The organism is Fictibacillus sp. WQ 8-8 (assembly GCF_024494405.1).
GTDB lineage: Bacteria > Bacillota > Bacilli > Bacillales > Fictibacillaceae > Fictibacillus_C > Fictibacillus_C marinisediminis.
Genome location: NZ_JAMXKG010000008.1, coordinates 24,761 through 47,297, shown reverse-complemented (window position 1 = coordinate 47,297; position 22,537 = coordinate 24,761). Strand labels below are relative to the sequence as shown.

General features: G+C 43.0%; 28 protein-coding genes. 14 read left to right on the top strand and 14 right to left on the bottom strand.

Annotated elements, in window-relative coordinates; all coding sequences use genetic code 11:
• Positions 1-139: 139 nt before the first annotated feature.
• Together M1K46_RS17610 and M1K46_RS17605 are read right to left on the bottom strand one after the other, a co-directional pair.
• The gene (locus M1K46_RS17610; RefSeq protein WP_053355684.1) at positions 140-589 is read right to left on the bottom strand and encodes a TlpA disulfide reductase family protein; all 450 of its coding nucleotides are present in this window, start codon (positions 587-589) and stop codon (positions 140-142) included.
• A gap of 135 nt (positions 590-724) precedes the next feature.
• Positions 725-1,909 (bottom strand): MFS transporter, encoded by a 1,185-nt coding sequence (locus M1K46_RS17605; RefSeq protein WP_256227037.1) that lies wholly within the window; start codon positions 1,907-1,909, stop codon positions 725-727.
• A 129-nt stretch (positions 1,910-2,038) separates the two neighbouring features.
• On the opposite strand from M1K46_RS17605, the gene M1K46_RS17600 reads away from it, so the two are divergent.
• Entirely contained in the window at positions 2,039-2,422 is a 384-nt protein-coding gene (locus M1K46_RS17600) for an OsmC family protein (protein ID WP_062238580.1), read from the top strand.
• 52 nt (positions 2,423-2,474) lie between these two features.
• Here M1K46_RS17600 and M1K46_RS17595 read toward each other — a convergent pair whose 3' ends face one another.
• Positions 2,475-2,858, bottom strand: coding sequence for a pyridoxamine 5'-phosphate oxidase family protein (locus tag M1K46_RS17595; RefSeq protein ID WP_256227036.1), 384 nt, complete (start codon positions 2,856-2,858; stop codon positions 2,475-2,477).
• 144 nt (positions 2,859-3,002) lie between these two features.
• Here M1K46_RS17595 and M1K46_RS17590 point away from each other — a divergent pair, with 144 nt between their 5' ends.
• Positions 3,003-3,785, top strand: a complete 783-nt coding sequence (locus M1K46_RS17590; protein ID WP_091007947.1) for a YfkD famly protein — start codon at positions 3,003-3,005, stop codon at positions 3,783-3,785.
• Between the two features lie 28 nt (positions 3,786-3,813).
• On the opposite strand, the gene M1K46_RS17585 is transcribed toward M1K46_RS17590, so the two are convergent.
• Together M1K46_RS17585 and yfkAB are read right to left on the bottom strand one after the other, a co-directional pair.
• A complete protein-coding gene (locus tag M1K46_RS17585; RefSeq protein WP_053355679.1) occupies positions 3,814-4,143 on the bottom strand; it encodes a winged helix-turn-helix transcriptional regulator in 330 nt (109 codons plus the stop codon).
• A 117-nt stretch (positions 4,144-4,260) separates the two neighbouring features.
• Positions 4,261-5,370 (bottom strand): radical SAM/CxCxxxxC motif protein YfkAB, encoded by a 1,110-nt coding sequence (gene yfkAB, locus M1K46_RS17580; protein ID WP_256227031.1) that lies wholly within the window; start codon positions 5,368-5,370, stop codon positions 4,261-4,263.
• Between the two features lie 170 nt (positions 5,371-5,540).
• Between yfkAB and M1K46_RS17575 the strand changes: the two genes are divergently transcribed.
• From M1K46_RS17575 to rlmD, 4 genes are all read left to right on the top strand, one after another.
• Positions 5,541-5,753, top strand: a complete 213-nt coding sequence (locus tag M1K46_RS17575; protein ID WP_053355678.1) for an SE1561 family protein — start codon at positions 5,541-5,543, stop codon at positions 5,751-5,753.
• 80 nt (positions 5,754-5,833) lie between these two features.
• A complete protein-coding gene (locus tag M1K46_RS17570; protein ID WP_256227030.1) occupies positions 5,834-7,378 on the top strand; it encodes a fumarate hydratase in 1,545 nt (514 codons plus the stop codon).
• Positions 7,379-7,567: 189 nt separating this feature from the next.
• Positions 7,568-8,392, top strand: coding sequence for a delta-lactam-biosynthetic de-N-acetylase (gene pdaA, locus M1K46_RS17565; protein ID WP_256227028.1), 825 nt, complete (start codon positions 7,568-7,570; stop codon positions 8,390-8,392).
• Positions 8,393-8,491: 99 nt separating this feature from the next.
• The gene (rlmD, locus tag M1K46_RS17560) at positions 8,492-9,892 is read left to right on the top strand and encodes a 23S rRNA (uracil(1939)-C(5))-methyltransferase RlmD (protein ID WP_256227027.1); all 1,401 of its coding nucleotides are present in this window, start codon (positions 8,492-8,494) and stop codon (positions 9,890-9,892) included.
• Positions 9,893-10,605: 713 nt separating this feature from the next.
• On the opposite strand, the gene M1K46_RS17555 is transcribed toward rlmD, so the two are convergent.
• The 5 genes from M1K46_RS17555 to M1K46_RS17535 all read right to left on the bottom strand — a co-directional run bounded on the left by M1K46_RS17555 (position 10,606) and on the right by M1K46_RS17535 (position 13,887).
• Positions 10,606-10,776: a YfhD family protein gene (locus M1K46_RS17555; RefSeq protein ID WP_082316035.1), complete on the bottom strand. Its 171-nt coding sequence runs from the start codon at positions 10,774-10,776 to the stop codon at positions 10,606-10,608.
• Positions 10,777-10,808: 32 nt separating this feature from the next.
• Positions 10,809-10,946 carry a hypothetical protein gene (locus tag M1K46_RS17550; protein WP_156316260.1) on the bottom strand — a complete coding sequence of 46 codons (138 nt, stop codon included), beginning with the start codon at positions 10,944-10,946 and terminating at the stop codon, positions 10,809-10,811.
• 99 nt (positions 10,947-11,045) lie between these two features.
• Positions 11,046-11,612, bottom strand: coding sequence for a GNAT family N-acetyltransferase (locus tag M1K46_RS17545; protein ID WP_053355674.1), 567 nt, complete (start codon positions 11,610-11,612; stop codon positions 11,046-11,048).
• Between the two features lie 190 nt (positions 11,613-11,802).
• Entirely contained in the window at positions 11,803-12,945 is a 1,143-nt protein-coding gene (locus M1K46_RS17540) for an amidohydrolase (RefSeq protein WP_053355673.1), read from the bottom strand.
• Positions 12,946-12,990: 45 nt separating this feature from the next.
• Positions 12,991-13,887 carry a TIGR01777 family oxidoreductase gene (locus M1K46_RS17535; protein WP_256227026.1) on the bottom strand — a complete coding sequence of 299 codons (897 nt, stop codon included), beginning with the start codon at positions 13,885-13,887 and terminating at the stop codon, positions 12,991-12,993.
• Between the two features lie 101 nt (positions 13,888-13,988).
• Between M1K46_RS17535 and M1K46_RS17530 the strand changes: the two genes are divergently transcribed.
• From M1K46_RS17530 to recX, 3 genes are all read left to right on the top strand, one after another.
• Positions 13,989-16,091, top strand: a complete 2,103-nt coding sequence (locus tag M1K46_RS17530; protein ID WP_256227025.1) for a carbon starvation CstA family protein — start codon at positions 13,989-13,991, stop codon at positions 16,089-16,091.
• Entirely contained in the window at positions 16,091-16,309 is a 219-nt protein-coding gene (locus M1K46_RS17525) for a YbdD/YjiX family protein (protein ID WP_062238558.1), read from the top strand. The genes M1K46_RS17530 and M1K46_RS17525 overlap by 1 nt, the downstream gene beginning before the upstream one ends.
• Before the next feature lie 153 nt (positions 16,310-16,462).
• Positions 16,463-17,275 carry a recombination regulator RecX gene (recX, locus tag M1K46_RS17520; protein ID WP_256227024.1) on the top strand — a complete coding sequence of 271 codons (813 nt, stop codon included), beginning with the start codon at positions 16,463-16,465 and terminating at the stop codon, positions 17,273-17,275.
• Here recX and M1K46_RS17515 read toward each other — a convergent pair.
• A complete protein-coding gene (locus M1K46_RS17515; RefSeq protein WP_062238553.1) occupies positions 17,262-17,930 on the bottom strand; it encodes an SDR family NAD(P)-dependent oxidoreductase in 669 nt (222 codons plus the stop codon). The two genes, recX and M1K46_RS17515, sit on opposite strands and share 14 nt — an antisense overlap.
• 79 nt (positions 17,931-18,009) lie before the next feature.
• Between M1K46_RS17515 and M1K46_RS17510 the strand changes: the two genes are divergently transcribed.
• A complete protein-coding gene (locus tag M1K46_RS17510; protein WP_053355667.1) occupies positions 18,010-18,324 on the top strand; it encodes a YfhH family protein in 315 nt (104 codons plus the stop codon).
• A gap of 119 nt (positions 18,325-18,443) precedes the next feature.
• Here the strand turns inward: M1K46_RS17510 and sspK are convergent, their stop codons facing one another.
• Positions 18,444-18,599 (bottom strand): small, acid-soluble spore protein K, encoded by a 156-nt coding sequence (gene sspK / locus M1K46_RS17505; protein ID WP_053355666.1) that lies wholly within the window; start codon positions 18,597-18,599, stop codon positions 18,444-18,446.
• A 102-nt stretch (positions 18,600-18,701) separates the two neighbouring features.
• On the opposite strand from sspK, the gene M1K46_RS17500 reads away from it, so the two are divergent.
• Positions 18,702-18,956 (top strand): YfhJ family protein, encoded by a 255-nt coding sequence (locus M1K46_RS17500; protein ID WP_091007975.1) that lies wholly within the window; start codon positions 18,702-18,704, stop codon positions 18,954-18,956.
• A 36-nt stretch (positions 18,957-18,992) separates the two neighbouring features.
• On the opposite strand, the gene M1K46_RS17495 is transcribed toward M1K46_RS17500, so the two are convergent.
• Complete coding sequence (locus M1K46_RS17495; RefSeq protein WP_256227022.1) at positions 18,993-19,991, bottom strand: metal-dependent hydrolase; 999 nt, start codon at positions 19,989-19,991, stop codon at positions 18,993-18,995.
• Between the two features lie 63 nt (positions 19,992-20,054).
• Between M1K46_RS17495 and M1K46_RS17490 the strand changes: the two genes are divergently transcribed.
• The 3 genes from M1K46_RS17490 to M1K46_RS17480 are packed head-to-tail and all read left to right on the top strand — an operon-like array spanning position 20,055 to position 22,229.
• The gene (locus tag M1K46_RS17490) at positions 20,055-20,366 is read left to right on the top strand and encodes a hypothetical protein (protein WP_091007984.1); all 312 of its coding nucleotides are present in this window, start codon (positions 20,055-20,057) and stop codon (positions 20,364-20,366) included.
• Between the two features lie 7 nt (positions 20,367-20,373).
• Entirely contained in the window at positions 20,374-21,471 is a 1,098-nt protein-coding gene (gene mutY / locus M1K46_RS17485; protein ID WP_256227020.1) for an A/G-specific adenine glycosylase, read from the top strand.
• Positions 21,468-22,229: an SDR family NAD(P)-dependent oxidoreductase gene (locus M1K46_RS17480; RefSeq protein WP_091007988.1), complete on the top strand. Its 762-nt coding sequence runs from the start codon at positions 21,468-21,470 to the stop codon at positions 22,227-22,229. The genes mutY and M1K46_RS17480 overlap by 4 nt, the downstream gene beginning before the upstream one ends.
• Positions 22,230-22,277: 48 nt before the next feature.
• On the opposite strand, the gene M1K46_RS17475 is transcribed toward M1K46_RS17480, so the two are convergent.
• Positions 22,278-22,502: a cytosolic protein gene (locus M1K46_RS17475; protein ID WP_256227019.1), complete on the bottom strand. Its 225-nt coding sequence runs from the start codon at positions 22,500-22,502 to the stop codon at positions 22,278-22,280.
• Positions 22,503-22,537: the final 35 nt, after the last annotated feature.

Below are 22,537 nucleotides of genomic sequence, written 5' to 3'. Positions count from 1 at the left end.
ATTTTCAGCTTTTCTCGATCCAGCTTCAGTGCCCAAAAGCTCGGTCATTTCACTCTCTCATCAAAACACAAGGAGCGTGTTGAAGTTCGAGAGTTCCAACGTATGTCGCTTTTAAACCAGGCACCTAAGCTTTTCGAACTTACTTCGTTTCTTTTCCTAGTACGCGGTTGACGCGTTTGGTTAGCATTTTCATGCCATCGCCGCCGGCTTGGAAGTGGCGTAGTTTGCCTTCGTTATCAAATACATAGTAAGCAGGTACATATTGGTTTTCGAAGGCATCAGTAAGGTTGTGCTGGTTATCGACAAAGATCGGCTGAGTGATGTCGTGTTCTTTTGCTACTTCTTTGATTTGGTCGATGTCCAGGTCTTTTTCAGAACGAGGCATATGAACAGCAATAACGTTTAGTTCGTCTTTGTAATCATCACGGAATTTATTGATGTTTGGCATTGCTTCTTTACAGAGTCCGCAGCTTACAGACCAAAAATGAATAAGTGTTGGTTTGTTGCCGATTAGATCAGATTTTGTTACTTCACCATTTAACCATTCAGTTGCACCATTTAGTTCAGGCATTTCGTCGCGTAATTTCATGAACAATAAACTCCTTTTTAAGAAAAATTATTTATAATAATTATTATTTAATTACAATTATAGTATAAGGAATATCGAAATGCAAAAATATTGCTTTCTATAGTATGCAGTACCTCAGCTTTATTTATTGGCTTTTCATGACACGTTTTTTTCAGCAGCAGAACGTATGCCTGTTCCTTTATGTATAAAGGTAATCACCAATAAAGTCAGCAGCATTCCGCTTATTGCATAAACAAAAGCGCCTGATTTAAAGGTATCTATGAACCATCCTCCGATGAGCGGACCGCTCATACTTCCTGCACTGAACGCGATGCCTGCCAGGATATTGCCTACAGGAAGAAGGTGCAGGGGAAGCAAGTCGCTCATATAGGTAATCCCTAATGAAAACAGAGATCCAACGAACATGCCGGCAATAAAAAAAAGGAGGAGAAATAACGGCATATTTTCCCCTGCAAACAATGTAGCAGTAAATGCCGCAAAGCCCACGAAAAGACAAACTAAAAGAACATTTCTTCTTCCAAATCGGTCGCTCCATAATCCGAGTGGAAGCTGGAACACCAGACTTCCGACAATAAAGGAAGGCAGTAAGATGGATACCCAGTCGATCGGTATGCCGTGTCGTAATGCATAAACAGGGAAGGAACCATTTAAGGAGGCTTCAAGAAAACCGTAGCCGAACGCTGGAAGCAGAGCGACCCAGGCTAGAAGTATTACCTCACGATAACGGTTGAGCGTATTCATACCAGCTTCATTAAAGCTTTCTGTTTCTGGATATTCATTTTGGATAAAGGTCATAACAAACAGAGAGATCAGGCAGAACCCTCCTGAAATTATAAAGGGAAGCGCTTCACTATACACTGCCAGCCGGGTCATCATTGGACCAATCCCAAAACCTGCACCAAAAGCTATCCCATAAAGTGCGATATTCCGGCCTCTTTTATCGGCAGGACTGTTGGAAGTTACCCATACCTGGGTGGAAAAATGAAGCATATGGTCTCCGACACCGATGATCATGCGCAGAGCGAACCAGAACCAGAACGCTTTCCACCATGGAAATAAAAATAGTGATACGGTGACGAGAATAAGCCCGGTTATAATGATTTTTTTGTAGCCGAACATTCGCACCGGTTTTTCAATAAAAGGCGAGGCGAGAACGATACCGATATAGAGGGCGGTCGCGTTTAATCCGTTCAAGGTAGAAGAGGTTCCCGACTCTTCCAGCAAAATAGCGATCAAAGGCAGGAGCATACCCTGAGAAAACCCCGAAATGAAGACAATACTGACTAACACGGAAAATTTCGATTTTGTTAATACAGCCATAAGCAATACATCCTTTTTTCAATTCTACTCTTATTCTACAATGAATATCTATTTCTTGCCTTGCTGAGTGCATTCTTTGTAAAAACAAATTAAAATTGTTTACACTATAAAAAATAAGAGGTGATATTAATGGAATTTAAAATGAAGGAGAACGGTTTTCAAACCCAATTTGAATACGGCACGCTCGATATTTCAGGCAATGAAGAGTATGGCTTTCGTCCTTATCAGCTGATGGTTTCATCTGTGGCCGTTTGCAGCGGCGGGGTGCTTCGTAAAGTTTTGGATAAGATGAGAATTGATGTTCAGGATATTACGATTCGTACGCAGGTCGTTCGCAACAGGAACGAGGCGGATCGCATAGAAAGCATTCATATGCATTTTATTATAAAAGGCCAGGAACTTTCCTCGGAAAAAATTGAAAAGGCATTGCGGGTTACGGAGAAAAACTGTTCGATGGTTCAATCTGTAAAAGGAAGTATCGATATCACAGATTCATTCGAACTGACCGCATAAGAAAAAGCATTCCTTGAGAATATACCTAGGGAATGCTTTTTTGAATTATACCTTAGAGTTTCATCTCTACGGGTTCCCGCTCTTTCGCGTTCATCAGCCTGTAGACAGACGGCTTGATTTCCAGAATGATATAGTTTGGGTCCTCGGGGCCCGAAAACCAATGCTTCATCATGTCATGCCAGAATTCTTCCTTGAGTTCCTTACCATCACGCACGGTAACTGTACCTTGAAGCTCAAAATAAGGATCATTCCAGTCTTCGTATCCCAGGAGGACATGGACATTTGGATTCTCCTGAATTTCTTCCACTTTATGTGTTTGTTTACTGGTTGCTGTAAAGAGGGTTATACCTTCACGCTGAAACGACATATAACGTGAATGAGGTTTATTGCCTGATATGGTTGAAAGGGTGCCGATTGGGTTTGAATCTGTTATCATAGTTCCACCAATTTTAAAAGAGTAAACACAAAGACACTTGAAAAACATGAAGTGTCTGTTTTATGTGTTAAAAATTGTTATTCCTCTACTATGGATAAATTTCTTCAACAAGAAAAAAATAGGTGTATAAAGGAGGCAATTCATATGAAACGGAACCGCACATACCTTGTTATAATCATGCTTTTTTCCCTGCTGGCCCAAGCAGATACTGCTGCAGCAAGTCCTGCCAGGATACCTAACTCTGTTGTCAGCATATCAAAAGAAAATACGTATCCCAATTCCGCTCAGGATCTGCCTTACCTCGAGCCAAGCAAGCTTGCTAAATCCATGCTGAAAACATCCAATGTATCCATTGCAAATCCGGATTTAATCCGTATTCTGAACGAGTCGGTAATCAATCCATCAAAATTAGCCATCGGGTACAGAGCAAGAATTTTCCTTGGACAATGGCCGTTGTCCTATCAGTCCACGGAAACTACCGTTAATTGGGAGTACCAGCAGATCAACCTTAATCGTTTGGATAACCGAGGCGGAAAAGCAATGGCTCAGCTCAGATATCAACAGCAGGCACATAAACGGATTACCGGCGGCTTGACTGCTGAAATTCCGAATAGTGATGCTGTAAAAAAGATGATGCTGATTGCAGCAGGAGAGAAAACAAAGCTTCCTCTTTCTTTTCAGACCAATGTGGGGGCAGGAACAAGGAAAAGTAACGTCTATAATATTTCCCCTAAGCAGGTCGGTTACCTTTCAAGCTATGCGCCAGCTGTTAATGAAAGAGGAAGAGTGACATATGGAGAAGTCTACATCGTATTGAAGGGAAGCAAAAGAAAGCTTGAGGTACAGAATGTTACCCAGCAGGGAATCGGAGCCTGGATCCCGGTTCAAGAGCATGTTTCCTTCAGATTCCATTCTTCCAATATGTAAAATAAAACAGCTCCCTAAAGGAGCTGTTTTATTTTTGAAGTTCGCAATTCTCAACCCATTCTTCACTCCAGCTTTGAATAGCATCAATTACGGAGCGCAGGGATTTTCCTTTTTCGGTAAGATCATACTCAATCCGAACTGGTGTTTCGGGATAAACATGGCGGGCAACGATGCCCACAGCTTCAAGTTCTTTCATTCGTTCTGTGAGCATTCTGTCACTCATCTCAGGAATCTGCTTTTTTATATCCTTGAATCTTCGGGATCCACCCAATAATACACGGATGATCAGCCCCGTCCATTTTTTACCGATAATATCTATAGTAACTTCATATTTGGGACACATGGTATTGTAATCCATACAACAATTCACCTCATTGCATTGATCTTTTTCGGCTGAAAAGCCTGTTAGATATAGTCTTTCCTTTGATAATACTCTCAAAACTTACTAATGTAAAGTTTATAACTTTTTAAAAAGTTATATTTTGGAAGAACGGAGTGAAAAGTCCATTTCTTTATAATACGTATCTTTCACCAGCAGGTTGGGACCCAGGCATTTTACAGCTGGACAATGGCAGTTCAGCGATTTTGCTGTGTCGGTTTTGTTCCATTTTTCATAGGCTTCTAAAAAAGAAGTGCTTTGTATGTTGCCGAGTGAAGGAGTGTCGCCAAAGTCTGTTACGATGATCTCTCCGTCAAACAGATTGACGTTCAGCCGTGACCTTCCATCGGGATCATTACGGACGGTTACGCTCTTTTCTGCATAAAGGCGCTTTAGAAGCTTTTGATCTTCAATGGAGGTTGAACATGCATAAAAAGGCAGCGTTCCAAAAAGCATCCACACGTCCTGATTGCGGAAATCCAGCAGCCGGTGGATGGCAGCGCGGGTCTCATCCAGCGAAAGGACTTCAAGAGAGCTTGCGAAGTCGCTTGGATACATGGGGTGGATTTCGTGGCGCTGACATCCCATTTCCTGGATATGTTCATGGATTTTTTCAAGATAAGGAAGAGTGCTCTTGTTCAGCATGGTCTCCGCAGACACAAGGACGCCTTGTTTTGTGAGTTCCTGCGCATTATGTACCATCCGGTCAAATAAAGCTGTTCGCTGTTCCATGGAAGGTTTGCGGTCCATCACGGCAAAACCAATCTCAGCAAAATCTTGTGGAGTTCCCCAGTTATGAGAAATGTGAAGGACATCCAAGTAGGGAAGGATGGGCTCATACCGGGTGAGATCCAGCGTCAAATTTGAATTAATCTGAGTTCTAACCCCTCGTGATGATGCGTATCGGAGTAGTGGCACAACATACTGATCCACCGATTTTTTCGACATCATCGGCTCTCCGCCTGTGATCGAGAAAGAACGCAGATCCGGAATCTCATCGAGTCTGCGGATAAGAAGATCGAGCGGCAGGGGTTCAGGGTCTTTCACATTTAAGGTATATCCGACTGCACAATGGGCGCATCTCATGTTACAGAGGGTAGTTGTTGTTACTTCAATATTGGTTAGCCTCATGGAATCGTACTGTTCCACATCCATGTAGGCTTCCCAAGGGTCATATTGAACGGAAATTGGTTCTTTTATCATCATTATAAAAAACTCCTTTTTAAATAAAACGGGTAAAAATAAAGGGCTGCGATAACCTATAAATACACCATATGATAACTCAATCAGAAGCAAAGAAAAAGAGCCTAAATTTCAAGTTTAAATTGGCAGACAAATGATCCTTTGATACAGTATGAAGGAAAGGAGAGGTTAATGTGGGTAAATCGATTGAAGATAGATCATCTCAGAAAGAGTATATTGTGCAGCGGGTGGACATGCTGCTGCAGGTGCTTGATTCCATTGATGCAGAAACAGCAGGAGTAGAAGAAATCGACCGGATCATAGGAATGCTGGATGACCTGGAGTTTAAGTGCAAGCAGTTCCGAAATCATTGGGAAGAAAAAGAGCAGATCAAAAACGAAAAGTAAGCGCTATTTTATCCTTTTTGTTATAATGGAAATGGTTTTAATGGACAAAATTATTCTTCTATAATAAAAGGGGTTAGAGCATGGAAAAGTTTCAGGAGAGCATGTATAAGCTGATCGTGGAAACATCCACAAACTTGCCGAAAGACGTACGTAGAGCCATTGCGGCAGCAAAGATACGGGAGAACGCAGGAACCCGTGCTGCGATGTCTTTAGAAACGATTACAAAAAACATTAAGATGGCGGATGAAAATGTTTCGCCGATCTGTCAGGATACTGGGCTGCCGACCTTTAAGATTAAAGTTCCGGTCAATGTGAACCAGATTGAAATGAAAAAGGCGATCAAAAAAGCAGTTGCTGAAGCGACCAGTGATGCCAAGCTGCGTCCGAACTCTGTTGACTCCATAACCGGGGACAACAGCGGAGACAATTTGGGTGAAGGTACACCTGTTATTAAATTTGAACAATGGGAAGAAGATTACATTGATGTTCGTTTAATTTTAAAAGGCGGCGGCTGTGAGAATAAAAATATTCAATACAGCCTTCCTGCGGAGCTGGAAGGCCTTGGACGTGCTGGACGTGACCTGGATGGCATCAGAAAATGCATCATGCATTCCGTTTATCAGGCACAAGGACAGGGATGCAGCGCTGGCTTCATCGGTGTCGGCATCGGCGGAGACCGTACAAGCGGATATGAACTGGCAAAAGAAATGCTTTTCCGTTCTGCGGAAGATGTAAATACTAACGAAAATCTTCGCAAGCTTGAAGAATACGTGATGGAAAACGCCAACAAGCTTGGAATCGGAACGATGGGCTTCGGTGGAGAAACAACGCTTCTTGGCTGTAAAGTTGGAGTCATCAATCGTATTCCTGCCAGCTTTTTTGTATCTGTAGCTTACAATTGCTGGGCTTACCGCCGTCTAGGCGTTAAAGTTGATCCGGTTTCCGGTGAGATTCAAGAATGGCTCTACCAAGAAGGTGAAGAAGTCGACTTCGACAAGATGAAAGAAGAAGCGGCAGCTGCCCTTGAAGAAAAAACAGAAGTCCGCCAAGTGACACTCGAAGCACCGATTACGGAAAAACAAATCCGTGAGCTTCGTGTCGGTGATGTTGTCACCATCAATGGCATGATGCATACGGGCCGTGACGCAATCCATAAATATTTAACAGATCATGACGCACCAGTTGATTTGAACGGTCAGATCATCTACCATTGTGGTCCAGTAATGGCCAAAGATGAAGAAGGAAACTGGGTCGTAAAAGCTGCTGGTCCTACGACATCTATTCGTGAAGAGCCGTATCAAGGCGACATCATGAAAAAGTTTGGTATTCGTGCGGTTATCGGTAAAGGCGGAATGGGCAAAAAGACTCTTCAGGCGCTTGGCGAGCATGGCGGTGTTTATTTGAATGCCATCGGCGGAGCTGCCCAATACTATGCGGAATGCATGCAGAAGGTAGAAGGCGTAGACCTGATGGAATTCGGTATTCCAGAAGCAATGTGGCATATTAACGTGAAAGGTTTCACAGCGGTTGTTACAATGGATTCTCATGGAAACAGCCTTCATCAAGATGTGGAAGCTTCATCGCTTGAACGCCTTTCTCAGTTTAAAGAACCTGTATTCAAATAGATACAAGAAGCCTGCTCCTGGAGCGGGCTTTTTTTGTGGCATAGATGTAATGTCTAGCTTCAGCGCTTGTCGGACCTGAACAGGGCGCTTGCACTTTTCTCCTATGGCAGATACTACCTTGTATGCTTTTAAATCAGACAAAGAAACTAAAAGTAATGATATAAAAAGCATGGAGAGGAGTGAACGGACATGAAAAAATGGGGGAATCGTTTAATAATTGCCGCTGTTTTTCTCATGATCGCCAGCAATACAGCACAAGCTGCACATGGGGATTCTTCTAATAAACGGTACGAATGGTATTTCCAGAAGAGAGGAAATGAAGTACCGCCGACGACAGATCAACGTTATTTGCTGCTGTTGAAAAAATATGATGGCATGTATATTGGTAATCCCAATCAAAAAGATATTTATCTCACATTTGATAACGGATACGAGAACGGCTACACAGACGATGTCCTGGACACGCTAAAAAGCAGAAAAGTTCCGGCGGCGTTCTTTGTTACCGGACATTTTATTAACACTCACCCTGATCTGATTAAACGAATGGCAAATGAAGGCCATATTGTTGGAAACCATACCAATCATCATCCGGATATGACGACAATCAGCGGGCAGCGTATGGAAGAAGAATTGACAGCGGTTAAGGATAAATACACAAAGCTAACTGGAAAAAAAGATATGCATTATCTTCGTCCGCCAAGAGGTGTATTCAGTGAGCGTTCAATCGCCCTATCCAAACAATTGGGATATTCGCATGTGTTTTGGTCGCTCGCGTTTGTTGACTGGGATGTTAAACGCCAGCAAGGATGGCAATACTCCTATAACCACATCATGAAACAAATTCACCCTGGCTGTATACTTTTGCTGCATACTGTTTCAAGAGACAATGCTGAAGCTCTCGGAAAAGCGATAGATGATCTTAAGAAGCGGGGATACACTTTTAGGAGCCTGGATGATCTGGCTTCAAAAAGCAAGATGGATAAACATTTGAAGCAAACACCAAAAAAGCCTTGATCAAGGCTTTTTTTCATCTGTTTGGACATGTTAGTGGGAACAAGGTGTAAACAATGCTATAATGGATCGAAAAAATTATTTTGAGAGAAGTGAATGGCTATGGCAAAAGAAACAGCCAACCATAAACAAAAAACAGCATTAAATAAAGGGCAAACCATCCCACTCAAAATTAAACGCCTCGGCATTAATGGAGAGGGAGTCGGTTTTTATAAACGCACGGTTGTTTTTGTTCCAGGTGCTCTTCCTGGGGAAGAAATAACAGCGCAGATTGAACATGTTTATCCCAACCGGGCGGAAGCAAAAGTCAAAAGCATCCGCAAAAAATCAAAAGACCGGGTTATTCCGCCTTGTCCGATTTATGAACAATGCGGCGGCTGCCAGCTTCAGCATCTCAGCTATGCAGGACAGCTGAGAGAGAAGCAGGATGTGGTCCGTCAGGCCTTCGAGCGCTATACGAAAATAAAGCCGGAAGATCTGCCGCTTAAATCAACCATTGGCATGGAACACCCTTGGGAATACCGCAACAAGAGCCAGCTTCAAGCAGCTAAAGATAAAGACAAGGTCATCGCGGGGCTCTATGGACTAAATTCTCATCGCATTATCGATCTAGATCAGTGCATGGTACAGCATCCCGAGACAGTTCGCATAACCAATGCTGTAAAAAAAATCCTGGAGGATCTAAACATCTCCATTTATCATGAGAAAAAACGCACGGGGATCATCAGAACGATCGTCGTAAGGACAGGCTTTGAAACAGGGGAAACACAGCTGGTTTTAGTAACGGCTCAAAAAATGATTCCTCGAAAAGAACTGCTTGTGTCAGAAATCAAGAAACGGATTCCGAACGTTACTTCCATCGTTCAAAACGTGAATGATAAGAAAACATCCATCATTTTCGGCGATCAAACGATTCCATTGGAAGGACCGGAAACCATAGGTGAACAATTAGGTGAATTGTCATTTGATCTGTCGGCTCGTGCATTCTTTCAGCTGAATCCTAAGCAAACGGTAAAATTGTATGATGAGGCGAAGAAAGCGGCGAAACTGACTGGTACAGAAAAAATTGTGGACGCGTATTGCGGAGCTGGAACGATCGGGCTCTGGCTTGCTCCAGATGCCCGAGAAGTCAGAGGGATGGACGTCATCGATGAGTCGATACGAAATGCAAAAGAAAACGCGAAAAGGCATGAATTTTCGAACACCCATTATGAGACGGGCAAAGCAGAGGAAATTCTTCCGAAGTGGCTGAAAGAAGGTTGGCAGCCGGACGTTATTGTGGTTGATCCTCCCAGAACGGGCTGTGATCAGGCCTTCTTAAAAACAGTAGGGAAGATTAAGCCGAAGAGAATGGTTTATGTTTCATGCAACCCATCCACCTTGGCAAAAGATGTCCACATGTTGATAAGTGAAGGGTTTAAAGTTGAAAGCCTGACACCTGTGGATATGTTTCCTCATACGGCTCATGTCGAAGTGGTTTGTTCACTTGTCTGGGAGAAATAAAAGAGAAAGGGAGTCATTCCCTTTCTCTTTTTTAATAGGCAGAATATTATGGAACTAATCTCCGCCCCAGCCATCTCCGCCCTCGCTGCAGCTGTCTCCAAAAGATCCGCCACCCGTTCCGGTGTCTGCCCACCAGAAAGCGGAGGACGAATCCCTTCCTTCCTACATGTTAATTTTTTCTAATTATAAACATAAAGATACTGACCTACAAGACATGCAGGAAGGTAGGGTCTCTGTTATCCACAATGTTTGTTGAAAAGTATTTTATAAATCGATATTTTCTGACATATTCACACAATCCACAATGTTATCCACTGCTTGTGCATATGTAAAATAATGAAAAAATTATAAAAGCTACAATATTCGTCAAAAAAATTACAAAGTCTTTAAAAACAATTAAAGTTATCCACGATATTAACATCCTGTGGATAACCTTACTCACAAGCCATAAAGTTCCCCATAAAAGTTTTTTAGAAAAAGGGGCTGTCCAGAAAGTCGAAAATTGACCTTCAGGAGCCCCTTTTTGGCTTGAAAAATCTTCAATGAAAAGTTAATTGAAGTGGAAGATGCGAGACTCCTGCGGGACTAGCGTGACAGGTGAGACTCCCGTAGGCGCTAGCGCCAAGAGGCTCACCGCACGCCCCGCGGAAAGCGAGCACCCTGGAACGGAAATCAACAGCTTACAGACTTCTTGGACAGCCCATTTAACGTCTTTATTGATTAAGCTGGCGGCGATCTGCTTCTTCCGCACGTTCTAATGCTTCATGGTCGTCCTGGTCAGCCACCTCGGATGAGTATTGAACATCTACACCTTCAGGCTGCATCTGGTCAGCTTCTGTCAAGCCGTCCTGTGCGTTGTTTAGCTGATTCTTTTCATGATCCATGAGTGAAGCCTCCTCAAAAGTAATTTTTTACTTTATCTTGTTTGCTGGGAAGAAGGGAAAGCATTTTTTGCTGCTCCATCCGCTGATTTCATTTCTTCTTTATAGAGCATCTCCTGCGTTTTGGTCAGGTCGGCGTTCCGCTCTTCCGCTTGGCGTTTTTTACTTTTCAAGGCTGTTTCCCCCTTTTAGAAAATAAAAAGAAGATAACCCAGCAAGTTAAACTTACTGAGTCATCCCCTTTATAGTTTGGCTCAAACGGCGCCAATTATTTAAGCTTCTTTCAGATGATTTTCTTCATAAACATCGGTTTGATTTTGATTTCTTAACTGATGAAGCATGTAGTTGTCTTTCTCAATCTGATATAGGTTATAAAGATCCTCTTCACGGTTGAGCTGTTCATAGACGTCGGCCCGTGATTCATTGGCCATTGTGACATACGGAATTTTTTCTGCAGCTTTTTGCGAACGAAGATTGGTTTTGCGAATCCGCATAAAAACCGTCTGAATATCCTTTTCGTAAAATAATTCGGACAGAAAACTTTCTTTAGCAAGTTTATTGTAGCCCTTGCCAAAATACGGCTGCCCAATCCAGGTGCCCAGAAATCCGCAGCCATCTTGAACGTCGTACAAGCTGATGGCTCCGATTGGATTATACCACTCATCCATAATGGTTCTGGAAATCGTTTCCCCGCGTTCTTCTTCTTCAATAGTCTGCTTGGTCAGAAACATAAATTCTTCAAGCGAGTCGGTTTTTTGACGAACAAAAGGAAAGACATCCGGGTGCGCCATTAAATTGAAAAGAACATGACAGTCGTTTAAATCACGCTTTTTTAACAATTTAACCCCTCCTAGAGGGCAGAAAAATCCCACCCTCGAATTAAGAATAAAAATTAATTCGGGGTGGGAATCGAACCCACTAGGACCAGAAATTCTGGTGGCGCACCAATTGCCTTCCCTATGGTTTTTGCATATTCATTTATACTTGAATCATAAGATATTTTTCTAAAAAAGAAAATAGTTTTTTTGTTTATTTTTTGTGAAAATATTGGTTATTTTTATACACAATTTTTCCTTCAATTATGGTCATTACCGGAAGAGATGAAAAATGAAACGGATGCTCTGTCCAGATGCTGATATCTGCGTCTTTTCCGGGTTCCAGGCTGCCGATTCGATTGGCAACGCCCAGGTTTTTGGCCGGGTTGATGGTAATGCCGCGCAGGGCATTTTCTTCACTCAGCCCCTCCCGGACAGAAAGAGCCGCACAGACATTTAAATAATGAATCGGCGTATAGGGATGATCTGTTGTAATGGATACTTCCAGACCATGATCTGCGAGAATTTTATAGGTTTCCCAAGTTTTGTTCTTTAACTCAATCTTGGATCTTCTCGTTAGGGTTGGACCTACTGAAACTTGGAGACCTCGGCCAGACAGCTCCTCGGCAACTAAATGGCCTTCCGTGCAATGTTCAATACGGAGATCAAGATTGAATTCATCTGCTAGCCGCAGGGCCGAAAGGATATCATCCGCACGATGAGCGTGAATTCTGACAGGAATTTCACGGTTCAAAGCTGCTAGCAGGGGAGCAATCCTTAAATCCTCTGTAAAAGAAGAGCTTTTTGCGTGATAAAAAGCTTCCCGGAGCATTCCCATGATTCCCATCCGTGTAATGGAGTTATTTTCCCTGCCGCTGTGAATCCTTTTGGGGTTTTCACCGAGTGCCAGCTTCAGACCTGCCAGCTCCTTGATCAGCATTTTTCGAATATCCTTTCCAGCAGTCTTAATGACGGAAGTTGTCCCTCCAATCACATTTGCGCTGCCGGGCATAATGTGGACCGATGTTATGCCATGCTTGATGGCATCCTGAAAACCGCTGTCCAGCGGATGGCAGCCGTCGATCGCCCGGATATGGGGGGTGAGTACTTCATTTGTTTCATTTGCGTCATTCCCGGCCCATCCTGTGCCCTCATCATAAAGCCCCAAGTGGGTATGGACATCGATCAGCCCGGGCAGAAGGTGGCTTCCTTCCGCATGGATGATTACCATATCCGAGGTTTCTTCGATGGATGGGGCAAGATGTTTGATTTTTCCGTTTTGGATGAAGATATCACCTTTTTGCAAAACGGGGGAGGTAATCGGGTAAATCTTTGCCCCTTTAATCAGTATTTTCAATCTGCATTCACCTAATTTTCTTTTTATTCCTAGTTATATTGTATCTTATTTCAGTAAATTCTTTAATGCTTCCTGAAGCCTTGAAAAACGGAATTGAAATCCGCCTTGAAGTGCCTTTTCGGGATAGGCATGCTGCCCTTCAAGAATGAGAACACTCATTTCACCAAGCAAAGTTTTTATGGCAAAAGCGGGAGCGGGCAGCCAGTGAGGACGTTTGATGGTTTCTCCCAATTCTTTTCCGAAATCATTGTTCTGTACAGGAAAAGGGGCAGTAACATTTAATGGACCCTCAATGTCTGATTCGATAGCATATGCAATAAGCCTTGCCGCGTCTTCAAGATGAATCCATGATATCCACTGCCTTCCAGATCCGATTCTGCCCCCGGCAAAGAACCTATAGGGCATTTCAATCTGGGAGAGAGCTCCTCCTTTTTCACTGAGGATTACTCCAAAACGAGTGAATACAGTCCTGATTCCCAGCTCAGATGCCTTCTCCGCTTTTTGTTCCCACTTTTGTGCCACTTCTGATAAAAAATTTTCATTTTTCGGTTCCGATCGTTCTGTAAAGCGCTCCTGTTCAGCAGTGCCGTAGTAACCAACAGCTGAAGCATTGACCAGTACAGAAGGTTTTTCAGGGAGTTTGTCAAGAATGCGGAGGACCTCATCCGTTGCTTTCATTCGGCTTTCCATAATTTTTTTCTTTTTTTCCTCCGTCCAGCGGCCATTGATGCTTTCACCCGCAAGGTTAATAAAGGCGTCAATACCGGAAAGCTCTTTTTCAGGAACACTGGAATCTCCAAGCCACTCCACATAATGCAATTTTGAGTCATCAGCCTCTTTTTTTGACCGTGTTAAGATGTATACATCATGATTCTTGGAAAGAAGGAGGTTTGTTACTGCCGAGCCGATCAGTCCGGTGCCTCCTGTAATTGCAATCTTCATGCTATATCCTCCTTTAGCTGAAATTTCAAGTTATTTTAAATATTAAGAATATTTGTTATAATTGTCCTTGTAATTATAACAATCTTTTAAGGGGGAGCATAATGGAAACACAGCCGAGCACCATTAAAAAGAAAAGCAATCCTTTCACAAGGACAGTTATTTGGATTGCGATCGCTCTTGCAGGGGGATTAAGTCTGTCGGTTATTGCCCTGCAGAGGGACGAGCACATTAATGCCATTTGGTTTGTCGTGGCATCGCTGGCTACATACGCAGTTGCTTACCGGTTTTATTCCCGTTTTATCTCGAATAAAATCTTTGGTTTGGATAAAAAACGGGCCACACCTGCAGAGAGATACAGTGATGGAAAGGATTATGTGCCCACCAACAAATGGGTGCTCTACGGACATCATTTTGCCGCGATCGCTGGAGCTGGACCCCTTGTAGGTCCTACGCTTGCCGCACAGATGGGGTATCTTCCGGGAACAATCTGGATCATTGCGGGAGCCGTACTTGCGGGTTGTGTCCAGGATTTCGTCATTTTAATCATCTCCATGCGCCGAAAAGGCAAATCGATCGGTGAAATTGCAAGGGAAGAGATAGGGCCAGTTGGAGGCTATCTTGCCCTTGTCGGAGTATTTGCAATCATGATCATTCTCATTGCTGTTTTAGGGCTTGTTGTTGTAAACGCTTTAAAAGCGAGTCCCTGGGGCATGTACACCATTGCAATGACGATTCCGATCGCTTTATTTATGGGAATCTATATGAAATTTCTCCGGCCGGGAAGGGTAGGAGAAGCCTCCCTCATTGGATTTGCTCTTTTGATTTTTGCTTTGCTGAGCGGCCAGTGGGTGGCTGACTCTGCAACCCTGGCTCCAATGTTTACATTTGAAGGCAAAACGATTGCCATCATGATGATTGTTTACGGTTTTCTTGCCTCTGTACTTCCCGTCTGGCTTCTTTTGGCCCCAAGGGATTACTTGAGCACCTTCTTAAAGGTAGGAGTTATAGCTATGCTGGCAATCGGCATCTTTATCGTTATGCCTGAAATTAAAATGCCGGCTCTAACAAAATTTGTGGATGGAACAGGACCAGTATTTTCAGGAAACTTATTTCCGTTCCTCTTTATTACGATTGCCTGCGGTGCGGTTTCTGGATTTCATTCTTTAATATCATCCGGGACGACACCGAAGCTGATCGCTAATGAAAAGCATGCTAACATGATCGGTTACGGAGGGATGCTGACAGAATCTTTTGTAGCGGTGATGGCTCTTGTAGCAGCCACTCTTTTATCACCGGGAGTATACTTTGCCATTAACTCTCCTGCTGCAGCGATTGGGACCGAGGTGAGCGCCGCAGCAACCACTATTTCTTCCTGGGGCTTCTCTGTTAATGCACATGAGATTAACACGATCGCCCAGCAGGTGGATGAAGAGTCGATTCTTTCAAGGACGGGAGGAGCGCCTTCGCTTGCTGTGGGGATGGCCCACATCTTTTCTAAGATCGTAGGCGGTCCTGAACTCATGGCCTTCTGGTATCATTTTGCTATTCTTTTTGAAGCCGTGTTCATATTAACGACCATTGATGCCGGAACAAGGGTAGGGAGGTTCATGCTGCAGGATCTGCTGGGCAACATCTATAAACCGCTTGGCAGAACAGACTGGATGCCTGCTGTTTATATCACCAGTGCCCTTGTTGTCGCAGGATGGGGCTACTTCCTTGTCGTGGGAGTAACCGACCCGCTTGGCGGAATCAACACGCTCTGGCCGTTATTCGGAATCACGAACCAGATGCTCGCTGCGATCGCTTTAATCGTAGCTACGACAGTCATCCTAAAAATGGGCAAGACCAAGTACTGCTGGGTAACACTGGCTCCGCTGGCTTGGCTGATGATTGTAACGTTTACAGCAGGATGGCAGAAAATTTTCTCATCGCTTCCCAAAATCGGCTTTTTAAAACAAGCTGAAGTCACTCAGCAAGCGCTGGATGCCGGGAAATTGCCGCCGACTATTCCAACAGCAGAAGCGGCCAAGCAGATTATTTTCAACAACCAGCTTAATGCAGTGCTGACTGGAATCTTCATGCTTCTTATTCTTGGAGTGTTGATTGATGCTATGAGAATATGGGGGAAAGTTTGGTTTAAAAAGGAAGAACTTCCGACAAGTGAGGAGCCGTTTAAGCAAACCAATATAAGCGAGGTGTCTTAATGAACCAGCATAATCTCCGTTCCGTCATCAAGAGGATCAGAGACGGAGCAGGCGTGATTCGAAAAATCAGCAAAGGAATCTCCAATCTTCCGGACTATGACTCCTATGTCAAACACATTCAAAAGAATCACCCGGAAGTCGCTCCTCCTACCGAGGCTGAGTTCTTTAAAGACTTTCTTAACAAAAAATACGGAGCATCCGCAAAAAGGTGCTGTTAGAAAGGAAGCCCGCATTTGTTTATGCGGGCTTTTTTTTAAAGGCCGTTTTCGTAACCTTTGTTGCTTTTGAGAAAAGAGCCTTTTTAAAAACCTCTATAACAGCAATGGCAGAAGTGGCTATGTTAATATAAAGGAAATGAGGTGAAGAAGAAAATGGCCTTAATTACAAAGATCACAACGCAAAAAAAGAACAGCGACCGTTTTAATGTTTTTATTGATCAGGGAAATGGGGAAGAGTTCGGTTTCAGCGTTGATACGGATATTCTCATAAAGTATAAGCTCAAAAAAGGACTGGAAATCAATACGGGAGAGTTAAGCTCTTTATTGTATGAAGATGAGATCAAAAAAGGGTTTAACCGGGCTTTGCAGTTCCTGTCTTTCCGTATGAGATCAGAAAAAGAAGTACATGACTATTTAAAGAAAAATGAATATGAGGACAGTGTAATTGAAGAAGTCATTAAACGGCTTATAGAATATAAATACCTGGATAATGCTGAATTTGCAAAAATGTTTGTTAGAACAAGAAAGAATACGACATCCAAAGGGACAGGCGTTATTGCGAGAGAACTGATCCAAAAAGGGATATCTTCCGATCATATGGAAGCAGCATTAAAGGAATTTCCTTATGAAGAACAATTAGAATCAGCAATTAATTTCGTCCAAAAGAAATCAAATCAAAGCAAAGGATTATCAAGCAGTGAGAGGAAAAATAAAGTTTCCCAGCAGCTCCTGCAAAAAGGATACTCCTGGGAAGTGATAGAAGAAGCTCTTCGAACGGTTGATCTTGGCAGCACTGAACAAGAGGAAAAGGAAGCTTTGCTAAAGCATGCCAATAAAGCTCACAAACGCTATAAAAAATTTTCAGGTATGCAATATAAAAACAAAATGAAGCAGCATTTATACGGTAAAGGGTTTCCAATTGCTTTAATCGAGGAAATATTAGAGTCGGGGCTTATCGATCAATAAAAATCTCAGGCAGCCCATGGTCTTCCGCAGCGATTTGAAGTGCAACCTGCTCTGGTGTCTTGAAGCGGGATTTGTCTTTTACATGATCCGAATGGTCCCAAAAAGGAGTATCCATCCCCCCCATGTAGACGGCAGTTACTTGAATGCCTGTTCCGTCCAGCTCCTTGACGAGGCTTTCCGTAAAACCTCTGACCGCAAACTTGCTGGCGCAATACACTGATTCATTCACTTTGCCTCTCAGGCCTGCAGTAGAAATAATGTTCATGATTCTTCCTTCTTGTTTGTCTTTAAAGAAAGGCAAGCAAGTCTTTGTGGTAAAAATAGTTCCCTTTACATTAGTATCAAGCATCGTTTCAATCTCATCCACACTCAGTTCTTCCAAAGGGCCAAAGATTCCGGAACCGGCATTATTAATGAGCATATGTACATCTTCACGATGAAAAAGCTGATCGAAAACATGTTTTACTTCTTCCATGGATGTTATGTCGCAAACGCAGCTTTCTGCTTTAAAACCTTGTGCTGCAAGGCTGTCAGCAACAGAGTTAAGCTTCTTTAAAGAACGCCCGATCAAGATCACTTTATATTGCTTTGCATATTCCTCTGCAAGTGCTGCCCCTAAACCTGAGCCGCCTCCCGTTATAATCACTGATTTCATAAAAATTCACCACTCCGATACGTTTGGATTCTTAACCAATGTTTATTATACTAAAAGTACAGAAGAACGGAGGCGCACCATGGAAAAAAGATATAGCGAAATGACAAAAACAGAACTGACAGCCGAAATAGCAGATCTTCATGCAAAAGCCCAAAAAGCAGAGCAGATGGGAATGATCAGTGAGTTTTCTGTCTATGAACGAAAAATTACGATGGCAAAGTCTTATCTGCTTGATCCATCTGTCTTTGAAGCAGGTGAAACGTATCCCATTCAAGGAGATCCGGGCTCAACATTTAAAATAGTGTATATGAACGGAATTTTTGCTTGGGGGTACAGAAATGAATCTCACGAACTCGAAGCATTTCCTATTGCGATGCTGGTACAGCCTTCATAAATAATGAAAAAAGAAGCGGGGTAGCCGCTTCTTTTTCCGGCACTAATAATGCTTGCGTGTTTGAATGTAAGCCTTATTGGCATTGCCGTTTTGTCTGGCATCCATCATAACCGCAAGAACTATTGATCGTCTCGGTGTCGATTGGATAAAAACATTCGTTCCTGTGGTCGGTCTTGAATGGATCCATCTGGCCGTTTTGAAGAAAATTCTTCTTTGGCTCTCGGCTCACCTGAGAAGGAGATCCGATTAGGGAAGTTTTTAGCTTTGTTTCGCATCGATTAGCCCTCCTTAAAATCGGTTCTCACCTAGTATGGTTTGAATAAAACCCTTTAATGTGAGCCAGTAACGGCAAAATAATGGATAAGGAGGAAGTAAAAATGGAGGATAGGTTTGCCCGGCTTGCCCGCAATTTATTAGATAAGAATCAAAATTTGACCTATGAGGAAGCAAGAAGCTGGATCGAAGGGCTTTGGGAGGATTTTGAGTCAACAAGAGCCAAGGCCGGCTATGAATATGGCGGCAAAAATAAAACAGAAGAGATGGTCGTGCAATGGATTACGAGCTACGGCCCCAAACTGCATGAATACCAGACCATGAATCCGAAGTTCAAACACTTAAAAAAAGAGCAGTGACAGCATAAAAAAAGTGATGAAGGAACATTTCCTTCATCACTCATTTTTTAGAAGCTTGGATGGAGTAAAGTCCATCTTTTTGCGCAAGCGGTCCTCGCTGTATACCCAGCCGGTATAGGATGTAATGATTTCAAGATCCTCATCAAGCTGGACTAGTGCAACAAAGGGATAATGCCCTTTGCTTCTATAGCGGAGATCGATAAAACGCACTTCATGTCCATGGTTGTTTTTTTCAACTTCCCACCGATAAACCGGGGAGAAAGAAAGGAACGCTGAAATATTCTTGTCTTCTCTCGCTGCCTGAATGATTTTAGTGTCAGGAACTTCCACACGGTCAAACGTGTCAAGAACCTTGAGACGGCCTTGTTTAATATTGGCAACGAAAAACTGGTGCTTAGTTTTAATAGCAAGATGATACTGGGTCCATTTTAGCGTTGGAGAAGCAATGACTTCGATTGTCTCAGGAATATTCCTCCGAACGATTTGTGCTATTTTGTACCTGTTCCAGATTCTGAGGAAATAGTAGCCTGCCATGATCAAATAAACGGCAGAAAATGTAATTCCAGGATCGAAGCCGATATACCAAAGCAACAGACCGGCAATATGGATAATGAAAATAAACGGATCAAAAATGCTGATTACACCGAGTGCTATCCATTTTTTTGAGAAGGGATAGAGTGCTTGCGTACCATAAGCATTAAATATATCTACAAATACATGTAAAAATACGGCCAATGACGTCCACAGCCATAAATGAAGGCCGTTTGAGTACGGAACAAACAGGTAAATGATCAATGACAACAGGGCCGGCCAGATAAAAAGAGCAGGCACAGAATGGGTAATTCCCCTGTGGTTGCGGATATAGACGGCATTGTTTCTTAATTTTAGAATGGTATCAAAATCTGGTGCTTGTGAACCAACCAATGTACCGAGGAGTACAGCATGGGCGGTTATTGGATCTGCAGAGACAGCCGGATCAAGCATGGCTAATCCGCCGAGCCCTAATCCCATTACAACATGGGTTCCAGTATCCAATATACACACCTCCTAACTCATATAAGATGATTGCGATAATTGTTTAAAATTGGAGGACCAATCATGAATCAAAAATTAACGGTTTTTATCGAGTATAAAGTAAAACCTGACATAATTGAACAATATGAAGCTCATATGCAAAATGTGCTGATTGAATTAATGAAAGACGGCGCCCGCAATACCTCCTGGCTCAAAGCGCTGGATCAAGACTCTCTCTATGTGGAAAGTTTTGATGTTGAAGGTTCTGAGGTATATCACTCTTTAAAGCAGCTCAGGCTCTTAAAAGGCCATCCTGTATATGGGCCGCTTGATCAGATGATTTCGGGCGGACTGTCCAAACTCCATTGCTGGGCATTTGAAAAGAAAGGTGAGTAATAATACGTTGAATCGTTCTGAAACATATATTGAAGACTTTCCAGTTCAAGGTTTCCAGCAGGATCTAATTAACTGGTATCAAGAGAATCAGCGCGATCTTCCCTGGAGATTGAATCAGGATCCATATAGAGTATGGGTTTCCGAAATCATGCTGCAGCAAACCCGCGTGGATACTGTCATTCCTTACTTTAACCGTTTCCTGTCTTTATTTCCTACCCTTACCGACCTGGCTGAAGCGGATGAAGAAAAGGTTTTAAAGGCATGGGAGGGTTTAGGTTATTATTCCCGTGTTCGTAATTTGCAAACCGCAGTAAGAGAAGTCGCCGAGCAATATGGAGGGACAATACCCGATACAGCCGATGAAATATCAAAGCTTAAGGGTGTTGGGCCGTATACGGCAGGAGCGATCTTAAGTATTGCTTACGGAGTACCTGAACCTGCGGTAGATGGCAATGTGATGAGGGTGCTCTCCAGGATCCTGCTCATCTATGAGGATATTGGAAAAGCTAAAACAAGAATGCTGTTTGAAGATGCTGTTCGAAAATTGATTTCAAAAGAAGATCCTTCTTCGTTTAATCAGGCGCTTATGGAGCTTGGAGCTCTCATTTGCACGCCAAAATCACCGGCTTGCCTGATCTGTCCTGTTCAGGAGCACTGCAGGGCTTTTGATCAGGGAAGACAGAAAGAACTCCCTGTAAAAGAAAAGAAAATAAAGATCAAACATGTGGATATGGCTGCACTCATCTTACGTAATCAAGAAGGGAATTACCTGATTCATAAAAGACCGAAAGAAGGGCTGCTTGCTAATCTTTGGGAATTTCCGAATGTACCTGTTCATAAGAGGGGAGTAAGCGAGAAAGAGGATCTGAAGGTTTTCATTGAAGCTGAATGGGGTATTTCTGCTGCTGTCGGCGATCAAGTGAGTAACATAGAACACGTATTTTCCCATTTGAAATGGAACATACAGCTTTTTGAAGGACAATGCAGCCATGAAGCAATGGATGCTGCGGATTTAAAGTGGGTAACGCTGGAAGAGATGGAGTCCTATCCTTTTCCAGTATCACATCAAAAAATTATCAAATTGGCAAAAGAGGTGACGGCATGAATCTATATCTGGAAAACAAACGGGTACTTATAACTGGCGGTTCAAAAGGTTTAGGCAAGGGCATCGCCAAGCTGTTTTTGGAAGAAGGTGCATCTGTAGGTATTTGCGGGCGCAGCCAAGAAACCCTTGAACAGGCAAAATCTGAATTGGATGGCGAACTCATCATTCTAAAGGGAGATGTGACATCCCGAGAGGACAGGGAGCGAATCATACGTGAATTTATTGGGGAGTTTGGCGGCATTGATATTTTAATCAATAATGCTGGAGGCAGTAATGGATCTTCAGTAATGGAAACAAGTATGGAGGAGTTTGAAGAGGCGGTTCACCTTAATTTTTTATCCGCTGTTGGAATGAGCAAGCTTGCGGCTGAATACATGGTTAAAAATGAAAAAGGAACCATTATTAACATTTCCTCAATTTTCGGAAGGGAATCCGGCGGCAAACCGACTTACAACGGAAGCAAAGCGGCTCTCATCTCATTTACTAAGTCGTTTGCTGATGAAATGATCCAGCATGGAGTACGGATCAGCGGTGTCGCTCCCGGATCAGTGCTGCACCCTACTGGAAATTGGCAGAAACGGTTAAAGGAAAACCCGGAACAGATCAACCAGTATGTACAGCAGCACATACCCGCACAGCGGTTTGGTACGGTCGAAGAGATTGCCAACACGGTTGTGTTCCTTTCTTCAGACCGGGCATCCTGGGTCATAGGAGCGACGTTAAACGTTGACGGCGGGCAATCCTACAGCAATTTTTAATTGGTAAATAAAAAATTGAGCCTGAATATTCAGGCTCAGCTTTTTTCATTAATCCACTTTCGGGGTTGTTCCTCTTTCCCAGCTGGCCCCATCGTTCGAAAGGCCTCCTCTGGATTCAATTTCTTTAATAATTTCACGATGTATCGTTGTTCCTTCCTCATTCAGATAGGGGGCAATTTGCTGGAAAGACTGATGGAAATATGCCAATTCACTGTCTTTCCATTCTTTTTTAGCAACCATATCTAATTCTGTCATATCTCTTCCTACGTACATAAGATCGACCTCCCAAGCGTTATAGGTGCCAGGCA